The 15,310-nt window shown below is 33.7% G+C and carries 12 protein-coding genes, 1 pseudogene and 1 riboswitch; of the genes and pseudogenes, 5 read left to right on the top strand and 8 right to left on the bottom strand.

What is annotated here, in order from left to right:
* Positions 1-18: 18 nt before the first annotated feature.
* The 4 genes from metE to ACTT1L_RS06525 form a co-directional block, all read right to left on the bottom strand.
* Entirely contained in the window at positions 19-2,307 is a 2,289-nt protein-coding gene (gene metE / locus ACTT1L_RS06540; protein WP_076875542.1) for a 5-methyltetrahydropteroyltriglutamate--homocysteine S-methyltransferase, read from the bottom strand.
* A 128-nt stretch (positions 2,308-2,435) separates the two neighbouring features.
* Positions 2,436-2,623, bottom strand: a riboswitch (cobalamin riboswitch).
* 351 nt (positions 2,624-2,974) lie between these two features.
* Positions 2,975-3,532 (bottom strand): PadR family transcriptional regulator, encoded by a 558-nt coding sequence (locus ACTT1L_RS06535; RefSeq protein WP_002163528.1) that lies wholly within the window; start codon positions 3,530-3,532, stop codon positions 2,975-2,977.
* Between the two features lie 159 nt (positions 3,533-3,691).
* Entirely contained in the window at positions 3,692-4,480 is a 789-nt protein-coding gene (locus ACTT1L_RS06530) for an RNA-guided endonuclease TnpB family protein (protein WP_074543989.1), read from the bottom strand.
* Between the two features lie 198 nt (positions 4,481-4,678).
* Positions 4,679-6,220 carry an MDR family MFS transporter gene (locus ACTT1L_RS06525; protein WP_048557615.1) on the bottom strand — a complete coding sequence of 514 codons (1,542 nt, stop codon included), beginning with the start codon at positions 6,218-6,220 and terminating at the stop codon, positions 4,679-4,681.
* A 424-nt stretch (positions 6,221-6,644) separates the two neighbouring features.
* On the opposite strand from ACTT1L_RS06525, the gene ACTT1L_RS06520 reads away from it, so the two are divergent.
* Entirely contained in the window at positions 6,645-7,145 is a 501-nt protein-coding gene (locus tag ACTT1L_RS06520) for a hypothetical protein (RefSeq protein ID WP_000708168.1), read from the top strand.
* On the opposite strand, the pseudogene ACTT1L_RS06515 reads toward ACTT1L_RS06520, so the two are convergent.
* A pseudogene (locus tag ACTT1L_RS06515) lies at positions 7,085-7,342 on the bottom strand (hypothetical protein). The gene ACTT1L_RS06520 and the pseudogene ACTT1L_RS06515 sit on opposite strands and share 61 nt — an antisense overlap.
* Positions 7,343-7,506: 164 nt before the next feature.
* Here ACTT1L_RS06515 and ACTT1L_RS06510 point away from each other — a divergent pair.
* Entirely contained in the window at positions 7,507-8,148 is a 642-nt protein-coding gene (locus tag ACTT1L_RS06510) for a diguanylate cyclase domain-containing protein (protein WP_000680837.1), read from the top strand.
* Between the two features lie 649 nt (positions 8,149-8,797).
* A complete protein-coding gene (locus tag ACTT1L_RS06505; RefSeq protein WP_000922491.1) occupies positions 8,798-9,460 on the top strand; it encodes a YkyA family protein in 663 nt (220 codons plus the stop codon).
* A gap of 31 nt (positions 9,461-9,491) precedes the next feature.
* Here ACTT1L_RS06505 and ACTT1L_RS06500 read toward each other — a convergent pair whose 3' ends face one another.
* Entirely contained in the window at positions 9,492-9,950 is a 459-nt protein-coding gene (locus ACTT1L_RS06500) for a YkyB family protein (RefSeq protein WP_000804868.1), read from the bottom strand.
* Between the two features lie 177 nt (positions 9,951-10,127).
* Between ACTT1L_RS06500 and ppx the strand changes: the two genes are divergently transcribed.
* On the top strand, positions 10,128-11,663 hold the full coding sequence (gene ppx / locus ACTT1L_RS06495) for an exopolyphosphatase (protein ID WP_000658867.1): 1,536 nt from the start codon (positions 10,128-10,130) through the stop codon (positions 11,661-11,663).
* 108 nt (positions 11,664-11,771) lie between these two features.
* Positions 11,772-13,880, top strand: a complete 2,109-nt coding sequence (locus ACTT1L_RS06490) for a polyphosphate kinase (RefSeq protein ID WP_000423563.1) — start codon at positions 11,772-11,774, stop codon at positions 13,878-13,880.
* A gap of 173 nt (positions 13,881-14,053) precedes the next feature.
* Here ACTT1L_RS06490 and ACTT1L_RS06485 read toward each other — a convergent pair whose 3' ends face one another.
* Positions 14,054-14,290: a hypothetical protein gene (locus tag ACTT1L_RS06485; protein WP_000283743.1), complete on the bottom strand. Its 237-nt coding sequence runs from the start codon at positions 14,288-14,290 to the stop codon at positions 14,054-14,056.
* Positions 14,291-14,387: 97 nt separating this feature from the next.
* Positions 14,388-15,245 carry a metallophosphoesterase gene (locus tag ACTT1L_RS06480; RefSeq protein WP_000724508.1) on the bottom strand — a complete coding sequence of 286 codons (858 nt, stop codon included), beginning with the start codon at positions 15,243-15,245 and terminating at the stop codon, positions 14,388-14,390.
* Between the last annotated feature and the right edge of the window lie 65 nt (positions 15,246-15,310).

Raw genomic sequence — 15,310 nt, 5'->3', positions numbered from 1 at the left:
AAGGATACCCCATTTTTATTATGCGTTTGTTTTTAGCAAGGAACGAGCGTCTTTTGCCGCTTGCACCATGTGCTCTAAAGCTGGAATAACTTCTTCTGTTCTTCTCGTTTTTAAACCACAATCAGGATTAATCCAGAAATATTTAGGATCGCATACTTTTAAAGATTGTTCTACGATTTTATACATTTCATCTTTACTTGGTACACGTGGGCTATGAATATCATATACACCTAGACCGATGCCTTTTTCATATGTTGTATGTTTTAATGTATCAATAAATTCACCGTGACTTCTTGATGTTTCGATAGAAATCACATCTGCATCTAATGCGCGAATCGCATCAACGATATCTTCGAAGTTACTGTAACACATATGAGTATGAATTTGTGTTTCATTTGCTACAGATGAAGTGGCTAAAAGGAAGGATTGTACTGCCCATGTAATATAAGCGTCCCAATCTTTTTCTTTTAGTGGCATTCCTTCACGAAGTGCTGGCTCATCGACTTGAATTACTCGAATTCCGGAAGATTCAAGTAGTTCAATTTCATGACGAAGAGCTAATGCAATTTGATATGAAACTTCTTTTCTTGGAATGTCATTTCGAACGAAGGACCAATTTAAAATCGTAACAGGTCCAGTTAACATGCCTTTTACAACTTTCTCTGTTAAGCTTTGTGCATAAACAGTTTCCTTAATAGTCATTCCGTTAATAAAGGCTACATCACCATAAATAACAGGTGGTTTTACGCAGCGGGAACCGTATGATTGCACCCAACCGTTTTTAGTGAATGAGAAACCAGCAAGGCGTTCACCAAAATATTCGACCATGTCAGTTCTTTCAAACTCACCATGTACAAGAACATCAAGACCAATTTCTTCTTGGTAACGAATCCATTTTTCTGTCTCTTTTTCAATAAATTGTTCATATTGTTCATTTGAAATAACACCGTTACGCCATTCTTTTCGCGTTTGGCGAACTTCAGTTGTTTGCGGGAAGCTACCGATAGTTGTTGTTGGTAACAACGGTAACTTCAAAGCAACTTGTTGCAATTCATATCGTTTTTCAAATGGAAGAGGTCGTGAAAAATCTTCTTCTTTTAGTGCTGTTCGTGCTACTTTGACATCTTCGCGGTTACGTGCAGCAGATGAACGAATTGTATGATGTACATTTCGATATGTTTCCAGCTCATTACGAATGCTTTCTGTACCTTGAGTTAGAGCGGAATGAATAAGAACTAACTCTTCTAATTTTTGATTTGCAAATGCCAACGCGTCAAATAGCTCAGTCGATAAGTGAGTTTCTTCTGTTTTATCGATTGGCGTATGCAATAAGCTACAAGAAGGCTGAACGATGAAGTTTTTCGTTTGGACTTGTTTTTGTAACGTTGTAAATAACGTAAGAACTTCATCAAGATCGGCTCTCCAAATGTTACGGCCATCTATACAACCAACAGCTAAAGTTTTATCAGCTGGGAATCCATATTTTGAAATAGCATGTAGATTACCTTCTTTACCATGAATGAAATCTAATCCAATATTTGATACTGGGAATGTAATGATTTCTTCATAGTTTTCTTCTACACTATCAAAATATGTTTGTAAAAGAAGATTCGCATTTGGAACTTCTTTACGAATAGCTTCATAAATTTCTTTTGCTTGTTGAACTTCTTCTTTCGTTAAAGAAGCGAAAATCGGTTCATCAACTTGAATGATTTGTGCACCAGCTGCATGTAGTTCTGAAAGCAGTTGTACGTAAGGTGCAACTAACTGTTTTAAAATAGTAGCAAATTGCTCTTGTGTATAGCCTTTAGCTAATTTCAAGAAAGTATATGGTCCTAAAATAACAGGTTTTCCATCTACTCCTAATTCTTGTTTTGCCTCTTCGTATAAGCGAAGTGGACGATTATCTTTTAAAGAGATTTGTAATCCCTCTTCATATTCTGGAACGATATAATGATAGTTTGTGTTAAACCATTTTGTCATTTCGGAAGCTACGTGATCTTTAGAGCCACGCGCCATTGCGAAATATACATCAAGGTAAGATGTAAACTGAGAAAAACGTGATGGGATAAATCCTAGCATATAAGCAGTATCCAAAACGTGATCGTAATATGTAAAGTCGCCAATTGGAATAAGTTCAATCCCTTTTTCTTGCTGTGCTTTAACGTGTTGAAGACGAATTTCTTTCATTGTTGTTAAAAATTGTTCTTCATCAATTTTATTAGACCAAAAAGCTTCCAATGTTTTTTTCCACTCTCGTTGTAGTCCGATACGTGGATAACCTAAGTTACTTGTTTGAATTGCCATTTCAAATTCCTCCCTAATTGAAAGTAAGCATTTCCGTTTACTAGGAAATAACTATAACAAAAAGCATATAGGCATAGAAAATAAGCCTTCCTTTTTGTTTTAACACCTCATCATCATCCGTGAATCTATCAGTGTTGTTAAAACAGGCAGGTCTCCTGACTTATGCTTCATATGATTTCTTTCACCTTCCCGTTTTCACAGTGGCATTAAAAAGAAATCTCAGCATTTACAGTGGCGGGACCGTGTTGGAGTTTCACCAAGCTTCCCTTTTAAACACGAAACAAACTGTTCGTGTACCCATTTTCCTTTTGAAAGGAATTTAACAAGCGATATGATATTGAAACAAATTCTAACACAATTTTTGGAATTTTGTCTACTGTTTTGAAATAAGAAAATTCTAAAGTTTTTTATTTTAATTATTTGTATTTTTCTGATTTTTTAGAGTGAAGAAACATGAGGAGTATTGAAATAAAGTGCAATTAAATTTATAAAGAAATGGGTACCTATACATACATAAGATGCCAGTTATGTTATTAAATAATTGGTTTATCTTATATAGAAAATTAAACAAGCATAACCCCAACCTAAATTAGAATGGGGTTATGCTTGTTTTAGACTTTGAAATAAAATAACTATATTGTCATTTTACAGTTTCTATTTTAAAAGTTTAATCCGTATCTATATCAATTTCTGAAAGTCGCCCGGCAACAGCATCTGCAAGAAGGGTGTTTAACCATTGCAATTCGACTGTAATATGTTCAATAACGCTTTGCAAAATATATCGCTGTGCACGTGGGATGTGTCCTTTGCTACTATCATATATAGTTTGCATATTATGTAAATATTGAATGGTGTCATTTTTCTTTTTTTCTAAAATAGGAACTAACTCTTCATCATTACCAAAATGAGCGAAAGAGAGTGCCGAATAAATTGGTTTATATATTTGATTTTTTGCCTCGAATTGTTTTAATAGTAATGTGTGAAATAACCGCTTACCTTCGTCTGTTATATGAAAAATTGTTTTATCTGGTCTATTTGTATCTCGAACAATAGTTGTAACACGAATTGCCCCTTGTTTTTCTAATTGCTCAAAGGCATAGTAAAGTGATCCTTTTGCATATTTAATGTAACAGTCCATTTGTCGTTCTTTCATGATGTGCTGCACTTCATATGGATGTTTATCTCCTTCGAGTAGTAAGCCGAGAATGACTAATTTCATGCTCATGCTGTCTCAACTGCTACTAAAAATATAGACAAATGTATATTCTTAGAGTATTCCTGCTTCTACGTGCCCTGCCTTGCTAATCACTTGCTACTACAGTTTGCTGTGACACTCCACAGGCGTAAATTCCGATGTAGCCCACCGTACATATATACAAACTATTTACGTTAGTATTGTATATTCTTTTGCTTGTAAAAGGTTGATCGCTGCGTTCAAATCTCTATCCATTACATTGCCACATTCACATGTATATACTCGGTCAGATAGCTTTAAATCCGCTTTCTTTTGACTGCAACATGAGCATAACTTTGACGATGGATAAAACCGGTCTACTTGACGTAATTCAATTCCATATTCCTCACATTTCGTCAAAAGCCACGTTTTAAAAGTAAAAAAAGACTGCTTGGCAATTGTTTTAGATAAATGTTTATTCTTCATCATACCTTTCACATTCAAATCTTCCACTGTAATAAACGTTGGTTTGGTTTTCACCACATTCGTTACAATAGACTTTACATATTCTATTCGAATATTCGCTAATCGAGCATGCAACTTTTGCACTCTAAGAACATTTTTATCTATATTCACTCTTTTATTAGTAACAGATTTTTCACCTCTTTTTTTTAGATTTTCAAATTTACGTGCTAAAGAGCGTTGTTCACGTTTTAACCGTTTTTCTATCTTTTTTACTTTTATTGTTTTGTTGATGTTTTCATGAACGATACCATCGCTACGTGTAGCAAAATCCTTCACTCCTAAATCAATCCCTAAACCTATTTTATTGAGTGCTAACTTTGTTGCCATTTCTTCCAATTCGCAAAGTACAGATACAAAATATCTTCCTTTTGGGTTTCGGTAAGCAGTTAAAACACCTTGATTGTCCCACCTTTGCAATGTCTTAACAGAGACATTAAGCATTTCTGAAAATTCTTTTGGTTTATATTGTTTCATAATTACTTTTTTGCTATATATGCACACTTTTGTCTATGTTTTTGTTTACTGTTTCTTTCTCCTGTATATAGAAACTTGATCCCGATTGGTGAGGGATAATAACCAGTAGGAATGGTTCCTTACTGATCAAAGATTTACTTTATATATTATAAACGGCATACCCTTTTTCATAAAGGGTATGCCGTTTCTTTTTCTATACTAACTTACCTGCTTTTGTTTTTGTTTCGTTTTTGGTCCTGTAAAAAGACGCTCATTTCCCATAAGTAAAATGCAAATAATACTTAGTACAGCCGGGATCAGTGCCCAGAAGAATGTACTGGCAATAGATGTAGCTAGAGCTTCTTTAATACCAGTTAATATTTCAGTTGGTATTTTATCGGTAGCACTTGGTGATAATAAGAAACTTGTGTCTCCACCCTTTGGAGCTAATTTTGCTAGTTCAGGTGGGAAGAGAGTGTTTAGTTTATCTGTAAAAATATGATTTTGAATTGTACCGAAAATCGTTACACCAAGAGTCATACCGAGTGAACGGAAAAATGAGTTTGTTGATGTAGCAGAACCACGGTCTCTCATTTCTAATTTGTGAATCGAAGACATACTTAAAACTGAGAATGAGAAACCAACACCAAGTCCAGCGAGAACCATAAATAGTGTTACGAGTAGGCGAGGTGTGTCCATTGTTAAAGTGCTTAGTAAATAAATGCCAAGAACGAAGAAAACTCCAGATGCCATCATAATGTTACGATAACTTGTTCGAGAAGCTAACTGTCCACCCGTTTGACTTCCAATTACAGAGCCAATCATCATAGGTGTTAAAATTAATCCAGCATTTGAGGCTGAACCACCGAGAACACCTTGAACGAAGATTGGGATATAAACTGTACAGATGATAAAAGCGGCACCATAGAAAAAGGCAACACCTTGGCTAGCTGCGAATAAAGGTTTTTTAAATAGATGGAAAGAAATGATAGGCTCGGTTGCTTTTCGTTCTACGAAGAAGAAAATAATAAGCATAATAACAACTGTTGTAAATAAGCCGATAATTACAGTGGAATCCCATGCGTATTCTTTACCACCAAGTTCTAATGCGAACATTAAGCAAACGATACTAATAACAAGTGTAATAGCGCCAGCCCAATCAATTTTTTGTTTTCTAAATTCTAGAGATTCACTATAATATTTCGTAATGAAGAAGAAGGAGATAAGTCCTAATGGAATATTAATATAGAAGACCCAGTGCCAACTTATATAGTCTGTAATATAAGCACCTAATAAAGGGCCGAATACACTAGATGTTCCGAAAACAGCACCGAATAGCCCTGTCATTTTTCCGCGCTTTTCTGGTGGGAATATGTCGTACATAATAGTGAAGGCGATAGGCATAAGAGCTCCGCCACCAATTCCTTGAATTGCTCTATAAATACTTAATTGCTCAATACTAGATGCTGTTCCACAAAGTGCAGAACCGAACAAGAAAAGAATAAGGCCACCAATATAAAAGCGTTTCCGTCCGTACATATCAGAAAGTTTTCCGAAGATAGGCATTCCTGCCATTGTTGCTACCATATATGCAGACGTGACCCAAACGAACTTGTCAAATCCTCCTAGGTCTCCAACGATTGTTGCCATTGCTGTTGCAACGATTGTATTATCCATTGCCGCCATTAAAATACCAAGTAGTAAACCCGCAACAACAAATTTTGTCTTGCTGGAGTCTTTTTTTGATAATTGAGATTCCAAAGATAACCCTCCTTTAATAATAAGTAAACTATATTAAGTTTTGAGTGCAGCGCATAAAAATTATAAATATATTTTTAAAAATCAATTTACACAAGTGCACTGACAAAGCCATAAAGAATATTATAGTCAAGTTTGACTAAAAGGCAAACTTTTTCTTCCGTCAAAATATTCTGTTGTATGGACAGCGAAAGAGTGAGTAATACTTAGTATTGGTAAAAGTCAATGAAGGAAATTGTAAAAAAATATTTCAGTAAGAATACCTGCTGTTAACAGATGAAAAATGGTTTTTTCTTTACTTTGTCGAATAGGATAAAAGGAAGAGTAATAACTATATATCGTTTGTAACGAGCTTTATTAATATTGTGTAGAGAGGCAGAATAAGGTCGTATGGATATGATGCATCTGAAATGGGGTGAATATTATTATGAAAATATGGAAACGAATTCCGGATCAAGGAAGGCGTTCAATACCGCTACAACCGGTATTATGGATTGATGGCTCAAAAAAGGAAAATGAATGTCCTAACGTAGCAGTTACATTACAAATCCGTAGTATGTATAAAGAAAAATTTTCATATGAACTGACCTATGATGTAAACGACATACTTATTATTCGAATTGAAGTTGAAAATAAAGGAATGGAAATGATTTCACGAGTTGTAGTAAGTCATATGATTCGAGATTATTTTGCCTATATTCCAAATTCATTAAAGGTTGATAAGGGGATGAGCGAGTTTCTGTTCCAGCTTGTAAGGTGGAGAATTGATAATTTATTACCAAATGAGAAGGTAGAATTAATTTGTAAAATAAAAGCAAATAAAGATAAAGAACTCAAAAACACACTATTTCAGGCTACATATACATTTCAATATAACGGAGTATCATATGGTCCGTTGCAAACAAATGAAGTTGTTGTACGGCAATGATAAAAAGGAACCTGTATGAAAGGTTCCTTTTTGATTCCCTTTTTGATTCCCTTTTTTGTTCGATCCATATTTACAATAGCGTCGATTTGATTGTATGTAATGAAGTTTACTCCGAAAGAATTAAATAGTAATTTTAGCGACTACAGAAACCCCGATAGTAAACGTATAATATCTGATAGATTTTTCTTTTGTAGCATGTAGGTCACCATATTTCTAAAATGATGCATGGCATATATATGAAATAGAATAGAAATGGTAGACAAGCTTAAGCGGAAATGTACACTCAATATGTACATTTTTTATTTTGTAGAAAAACATAATTGTTATAGAAACATATATTGGTATAGAAGGGAGGTGAAGTATGAAACATAAAGGGAAAATTAGTGGATTATTACTTGGGAATACAGTGGCAGTTACAGAATGGATTGCGCTTCAGGATGTAATTACAAAACTGGATTCGCGATCATTTTATACCGTCTTTATTATTTATATATTGCAAATGATACTCAGCTATTATTTTGGACATTGGTATGATAAAAAAGCGAGTGGGCGTATGGATACGGAAGTAGGAGGAATGGCAAGTAATGATTTTGTAGTTGATTTTTTTGAGAAAGTAGCTGCTTTATCAGAACGAGATTCTCATAATATTACAGTGTACATTCTTTCTGTGAAAGAATGGAAAGGACTAAAAGAAACAGTGCAAGAAAAAAAATTGGAGGTGTTAGTACAAAAATTGGAGAGCACGATTGTAAAGACAATTCGTAAAGGTGATGTCGTTACGAAGTGGGATGAAAATAAGTATGTGATTGTGGCGATTGATAACGGACATGAAAAGTCGACAATAACAAACCGATTAATGAAAAATATTGAAAGTGAAATAGAAAATGGTTTGGTAAGTATGACTCTATTATTTGGGGCTGCTAGTTATCCTATAGAAGGAAAAACGTTTGAAGAATTGTTAAGAAAGGCACAAAATCAATTGTACCAGCATAGAAATTTGTAAAAAAATAAGTGAAATTTTGATTTGAAGAAATATGATATGAAGAAGTTTTTATTGTAACATTTTTTTGACTTTTATTACAAAAAGAACTTTTTTTGTAATAAAAGTCTTTAAAAATATATGAAATAGGCATATAATTATGATGGATGTGTCAATGCATTTTGCACAATGTGTTTCATTTTAAAAGTGTAGAGGAAAGTATACTCTACACTTTTCCTTTTTAGGGAATGGCAAGAATAATTGTAAGTTGTTGCAAGATAGCATTTATACTGTGTAAAATGAACGAAGAGATTATTTGATAGAAAGCGGGAAAGGGAATGATAGAATGATAGACGTGTGAGAACAACGAACATCTTTTATCAGGTGAATGATTACTGTTGTTCTTCAAATTATTATGGTTGTGATGAATTCCGTTGTACTTTTGTGTAATACATAATATCAATAGGTTTTAAAAAGTGCCAAGTAAAAGATGGATATGGAACTACTATTTAGTTCAAAAACGGAAAATGTAATTTCAAGTAATACAATTTGTACAAGCATTATAAACAATATGAATGATTTTCGTGAAAAAGGTGCGAGTGTGGAGTTTATAGAAGGTTATATAATTTCATAGCTTTTTACACGATGATCGTATATAAGTAGGAGGAAAAAGATGTTGAAATATAGTAAATTAGCAATTGTAACTGCATTATCAATGACTTTACTAGCGGGTTGTTTCGGACCGAAACCAGAAGAGGAATTATATGTTGCATTTGAAAATGCTGCAAAGCAAGAAAAAACAATGTTTGAAGATGCAAAAAAACTTGAAACTTTAGAGAAAGAGGGACAAGAATTATATAACCAGATTGTTCAAGAAGGAAAAGATAATAATCAAACTGTTAAGGAAAAACTAAACCAAGCAGTGAAAAATACAGATGAACGAGAAAAAGTGCTTAAAAAAGAAAAAGAATCTTTAAATAAGGCACAAGAAGAAGTGAAATCGGCAGATAAATATGTGAAGAAAATTGAAGATAAGAAATTGAAAGATCAAGCGGATAAAGTGAAAAGCACATATGAGAAACGACATGATTCATTTAACAAAATGTATGATAGCTATAATAAATCGTTAAAACAAGAAAAAGAATTATATACAATGTTACAAGATAAAGGTACGAAATTAAAAGATATTAGTGAAAAAGTAAAAGTAGTAAATCAGTCTTATAAAGATATTGAATCAGAAAAAGACAAGTTTAATGAATTTACGAAGTCTTATAATACAGAAAAAATTGCTTTTTATAAACAAGCAAATATTAAAATTAAAGAAGAGAAAAAATAAAACAGTTTGGCCTACAATTGGCCAAACTGTTTTATTTTTTTGTATAGGTACGACTATACCATGGGACAGGTTCACTTAATTTTTTTTCTTGTTTTAGCGCTTCAGGACCAATATAATCTTGAAGTGTTTTTTTTGCTACTGTTAAAGATAAGGTTGTTTTCGGATTTCGATAGGAGGATTCAAGATGACCGAGATGTGGTAGGATTCGAAAATCTTCTTTTGTAGGAGGAATATGGAAAAAGTAATCACCTAAACGTATAAGAACATCAGATTGTTGTTGGCTAAAACGTGGATTTCTAGAGAAATGTAATCCTTCTTTAATAGCTTTTTTTTCAGTAATTAGGCGTTCTAAAGCTGTCTTTTTTAACCAGTATAAATACTTCGGATTAGTTGCAGCTTTAGCATGACGATTCACAACGAAAATAGATTGAGCTAGTCGATTAATAGAATGTTGGTTTTGTAATTGAGATTGTGGTTGTGAAGGTTTCATATTAAATCTCCTTTCAATTTTTCATTATTATACCATAAGTAAAAGCGATTTTTATTATATGCAAAAAGTGATTGTATATATTTTCAATATTAAAGCAATATTGTTACAAAAAACAACTATTTTGTATAATAGTAATAGAATGTGTTTTAGAAATTTGATAATGAAAGAGTGAGAAGTTTGAAAGAAATATTAAAACAGCAATATGCCATTATAGATATTGGATCTAATACAATGCGTTTAGTTATTTATGAAAAGCAAAACGGAGGTTTTTATAAAGAGATTGAAAATACGAAAGTGGTTGCAAGGTTAAGGAATTACTTAGTCGATGGTGTGTTGATTGAAGAAGGAATAGAGGTATTGTTACAAACATTATTTCAATTTCAAGAAAGTACACGATTCCATCAGTTGCGCCATGTACTTTGTGTTGCAACAGCAACAATTAGGCAGGCTGAGAATCAAGAGGAAATTAAAAAACTTGTTGAAGGACAAACAGACTTTACTCTTAGAGTATTATCAGAATATGAAGAAGCACGTTACGGCTATTTAGCAGTTATGAATTCAACTTCGTTCTCTGAAGGAATTACAGTAGATATTGGTGGAGGAAGTACGGAAGTTACATACTTTCGAAATAGAGAGATTTTAGAGTATCATAGCTTTCCTTTTGGAGCACTTTCTTTAAAGCAGTTTATTAAAGAGGACATACCTACTGAAGAAGAGTTGGAAAAGATTCGAACGTACTTAGAATATCAATTTCGAACATTACCATGGTTAATTGATAAGAAGTTGCCTCTTATTGCAATTGGTGGTAGTGCGAGGAACTTAGTGAAAATTCATCAAAATTTAATTTGTTATCCTATAGCAGGGGTACATTTATATAAGATGAAAGAAGAAGATATTAAAAATGTGAAAGAAGAATTAGAAGCATTGTCGTTCATAGAACTTCAAAAATTGGAAGGATTGGCAAAAGATCGAGCAGATACAATTGTTCCAGCAGTCGAAGTATTTCATACGCTTGTTAATGTTATAGAGGCGCCATCATTTGTATTAAGTAGAAAAGGATTACGAGAAGGTGTTTTCTATGAAGAGTTGACAAAAGATTTGGGGATTTCATATTATCCGAACGTGGTCGAAGAAAGTTTGTATTTATTATCACATGAATATGAAATGGATATGGAATTTGTAATGCAGCTTATTAAACATGGAAGATTGATTTGTCAACAACTTGAACAAACAGGGCTGATTTCTATGTCAGTAAAAGACTGGGAAGTATTCCATCAAGCAGCGAAAGTATTTAATATAGGCAAATATATAGACGAAGAAGCGAGCCGCTTACATACGTTTTATTTATTAGCGAATAAAACAATTGATGGTATGATGCACAAAGAGCGAGTAAGATTAGCGCTTATTGCGTCTTATAAATCAAAAATGTTATTCAAACAACATTTGTCACCATTTGAAGGATGGTTTGATAAAAATGAACAAAAGAAAATTCGCCTTTTAGGGGCTGTTTTACAATTTTCAGCAGCTTTAAATATAAGACAAAGATCGCTTGTTGAATCAATATCTATAACAGAAAGTAAAGAAGGATTAACATTTGAAATTGTATGTGAACAATCGGCGTTAGCGGAAAAAGTGCAAGCTGAAAAGCAGAAGAAACAGCTAGAAAGAGTATTGAAAACAAATATTAACTTATTATTTAAATTAAAGCATTGAGTTGTACGGATGTCTTTACAAAAAATTTACACTTTATAATATTGTAATTTGCTAAAATGAAAGTAACTAAATTATAGTAAAAAAGTTTCAAGGGGAAGTGTGAAGAGAATGGAATTATCGAAGGGGAATATAGTAAATTTAAATGATACAGCTTATTACAACAATCGAGAGTTAAGTTGGTTAGCATTTAATGAACGTGTACTACAAGAAGCACAAGATGAAACGAATCCACTCTTAGAAAGATTAAAGTTTATTAGCATTTTTAGCTCAAATTTAGATGAATTCTTTATGGTACGCGTGGCAGGATTGAAGGATCAAGTGAGTGCCGGTTTTAACCAACCAGAAAATAAGGCCGGCTTAACACCAAAAAAGCAACTAAATAAAATTGCGATAAAAGCACATGAATTAATGACCGTACAGTATGGTACGTTTAAAAATTATGTGTTGCCAGCGCTGGAGTTAGAGGGGATTGAGCGTTTAACATTCCATGATTTGACGAAAGAACAGAGAGAATTTATAGAAGAGTATTTTGATGAACAAATTTTCCCAGTCTTAACACCTGTTGCTATCGATGCATATCGTCCATTTCCGATGTTATTAAATAAAAGTTTAAATTTAGCTACTCTTTTATATGATGAGAAACAAGTGGAAGAAGAAAACCGCACGAAGTTAGGAATTGTACAAGTTCCTTCACTACTGGAACGTTTCATATTTTTACCGAGTGAAGGACAAAAGCATAAATTTATTTTATTAGAAGACGTAATTAGTAGTTTTACTCATAAATTATTTACAGGATATAAAGTATCATCTGTTACTCGTTTCCGTATTACACGCAATGCGGATTTAACAATTCACGAAGAAGGTGCGAGAGATTTATTAAAGGTAATTGAAAAAGAATTAAAAAAGCGTAAGTGGGGAGCTGCTGTACGTTTAGAAGTTGGCAAAGAGCATATTGATGAAAGAGTATTAGCATTATTATATGAGGTGTTGGAAGTAAAGGATGAAGATGTGTATATAATGGATGGACCGTTAGATTTAACATGTCTATTTTCTTTATATAAAAAACTAGCTCCTTTATATGAGCATCTAGTATATCCGGCTCTTATTCCGCAACGGCCTCAAGACTTAGGGGATGCAGAAGATGTATTTGAAAAAGCGATTGAGCATGATATTTTATTACATCATCCCTTTGAATCGTTTCAGCCAGTAGTTGATTTTGTTCGTGATGCGGCAGACGATCCGAATGTACTTGCAATTAAACAAACATTATATCGAGTAAGTGGGGATTCGCCGATTATTCAGGCGCTAAAGGTAGCGGCTGAAAAAGGGAAGCAAGTGACAGTATTAGTTGAATTAAAGGCAAGATTTGATGAAGAAAATAATGTGCATTGGGCTAAAGAATTAGAACAGGCGGGATGTCATGTTATTTACGGTGTAAGTCATTTGAAAACACATAGTAAAATTACACTAGTTGTAAGAAGAAAAAACGGAAAAATCGAAAGGTTCGTACATCTTGGGACTGGAAATTATAATGATGCAACCGCAAAGCTATATACCGATTTTGGCTATATTACATCGCGAAAAGACTTTGGGGTCGATGCAACAAATTTCTTTAATTATTTGAGTGGTTATACAACAAAACCGCATTTTCATCATTTATCGGTTGCGCCATTTGATATAAGAGAGCAATTTATCGATTTAATAGATGAAGAAATTCGTTATCATAGGCAATATGGAAATGGATATATCATTGCTAAAATGAATTCGTTAACTGATAAACCACTCATTAAAAAAATGTATGAAGCATCACAAGCTGGAGTAAAGGTAGAGCTCATCGTGCGAGGAACATGCTGCCTACGACCTGGTATTCCAAATGTAAGTGAAAATATTCGGGTAGTTAGTGTTGTCGGGAGATATTTAGAACATAGCCGTATTTATTATTTCCATCATAATGGAGAAGAGAAAATATATTTATCTTCAGCTGACTGGATGACAAGAAATATGGAGAAACGTGTAGAAATATCTTTCCCGATATTAGATATTGAAATGAAGGCACGAATTAAGGCGATTTTACAGCTTACTTTAGCTGATAATGTGAAAACACGTGAACAAAATAAAGACGGTGACTATTATTATGTTATTAATAATGGGGCAGAAGAGATTGATAGCCAAGTGAAGTTATTTAAGATGGCGTATCAAAACACAGATGCCGAATAATGAGAACAAAGTAAAAACCTCTTTTTAAAAAGAGGTTTTTACTTTGTTCTCTACTTATTGTATGTTCTCAAAATAGAAGCATGCGTAGAGAGAATAGTTTTTATTGTAAGCATGTTAATGGATTATGAATCGGTTAAGAGAGGGAATAACATTGGTAGAATTGTTGCGGTACATTAATAATAGTATGGCTGTTGACAAGGTCCACCATAACAAGGGTAAGGTGCTGGCGGTGGAAAAGGTGGTGGATATGGTGGGTAATATGGTCTAGGACCGAAAGCTAATGCCCCGCCAAGCAGTCCACCAGCAATACCAGCTAGAAATGGAACTCCAAAAAATGGAAAGAAGCGTGAGTCGCCTACTGGACCAATAGGTGCTGAACGGACTGGGATTGGTTGATAATATGGATACATGAACAAACCTCCTTTATTGGACTCACTTTTATCATATGGTAAATGAAACGTGGATGAGCGCGTACAAGAAAGGATATGTAAGAAAATAGGCGAATGATTACGAATGTTGGAGCGTGAAAATCGTAATTTCAGGTTTTGACATAAATCGGAAGGGGACACGAGTTCTTCCAAGGCCTCGGTTGACATAGAGAGCTAAATCTTGGATCGTATAGAAACCTTCTACATAGTTTTTAGCAAGTGCTGGGGTAATAATAGCGCCCAAAAAAGGAATTTGTACTTGTCCGCCATGACTATGACCAGAAAGCTGTAAGTTAACTGGATAGTTAGCGATTTGCGGTGCAATATCTGGTTCGTGAACAAGAACAATGTTATAAGTGTTTTTCCGAGCGCGCTGTAGTGTCTCCTTTATTTTTGGTTTGCCTAATAGTATATCATCAAGACCGAAAATGGAAATCTCACTATTATCCAGCAGACGGATTTTCTTTTCGCTATTTAGTAATAGTTCAAATCCAGATTCACGCATGATGTGTTCGTAGTACTCCGTTCCATATCCGCCGTGATCATGGTTACCATAAATAGAAAATTTACCGAAGGGAGCTTGTATATTTTTTAAAATGGATGCAACGAAAGGAGTGTCAGTATATGTTTGATAATTATCAATGAGATCGCCAGTAAAAAGAACAATGTCGGGTTTTACAGCATTAATTTTAGAAACGATTTTAGATAAATGGTGGAGAGAGAAATAGTATCCGAGATGTAAATCGCTGAATTGAAGAATCTTCATACCATGAAAACTTTTTGGTATGAGTTGTGATTTCAGTGTATGTTCTGTAAAAGAGAGTAGATGAGGCTCAATATATTTAGCGTAATAGTATCCGATGCTAGTCGTTATAAATGAATATAGACAAGTTCGCATTCCAGTTTTTAAAAAATCTCTTCTTGTAATTTTCTTCATAAAAATATGAGTATACCTATTTGACTTATATCATATATGTTCGCTCTATTTACAGGTTACTCAAA

The sequence above is a fragment of the Bacillus sp. FH genome, assembly GCF_052216825.1.
In the GTDB taxonomy this organism is placed as follows: domain Bacteria; phylum Bacillota; class Bacilli; order Bacillales; family Bacillaceae_G; genus Bacillus_A; species Bacillus_A paranthracis.
The sequence above is the reverse complement of the archived record's forward strand: the minus strand, read 5'-3'. Positions and strand labels throughout refer to the sequence as shown.

Coding starts and splice junctions, on each gene's coding strand:
- metE (WP_076875542.1), bottom strand. CDS start 2,307: ATGGCAATTCAAACAAGTAACTTAGGTTATCCACGTATCGGACTACAA.
- ACTT1L_RS06535 (WP_002163528.1), bottom strand. CDS start 3,532: ATGAGCATGAAATTAGTCATTCTCGGCTTACTACTCGAAGGAGATAAA.
- ACTT1L_RS06530 (WP_074543989.1), bottom strand. CDS start 4,480: ATGAAACAATATAAACCAAAAGAATTTTCAGAAATGCTTAATGTCTCT.
- ACTT1L_RS06520 (WP_000708168.1), top strand. CDS start 6,645: ATGAAAATATGGAAACGAATTCCGGATCAAGGAAGGCGTTCAATACCG.
- ACTT1L_RS06510 (WP_000680837.1), top strand. CDS start 7,507: ATGAAACATAAAGGGAAAATTAGTGGATTATTACTTGGGAATACAGTG.
- ACTT1L_RS06505 (WP_000922491.1), top strand. CDS start 8,798: ATGTTGAAATATAGTAAATTAGCAATTGTAACTGCATTATCAATGACT.
- ACTT1L_RS06500 (WP_000804868.1), bottom strand. CDS start 9,950: ATGAAACCTTCACAACCACAATCTCAATTACAAAACCAACATTCTATT.
- ACTT1L_RS06490 (WP_000423563.1), top strand. CDS start 11,772: ATGGAATTATCGAAGGGGAATATAGTAAATTTAAATGATACAGCTTAT.
- ACTT1L_RS06485 (WP_000283743.1), bottom strand. CDS start 14,290: ATGTATCCATATTATCAACCAATCCCAGTCCGTTCAGCACCTATTGGT.
- ACTT1L_RS06480 (WP_000724508.1), bottom strand. CDS start 15,245: ATGAAGAAAATTACAAGAAGAGATTTTTTAAAAACTGGAATGCGAACT.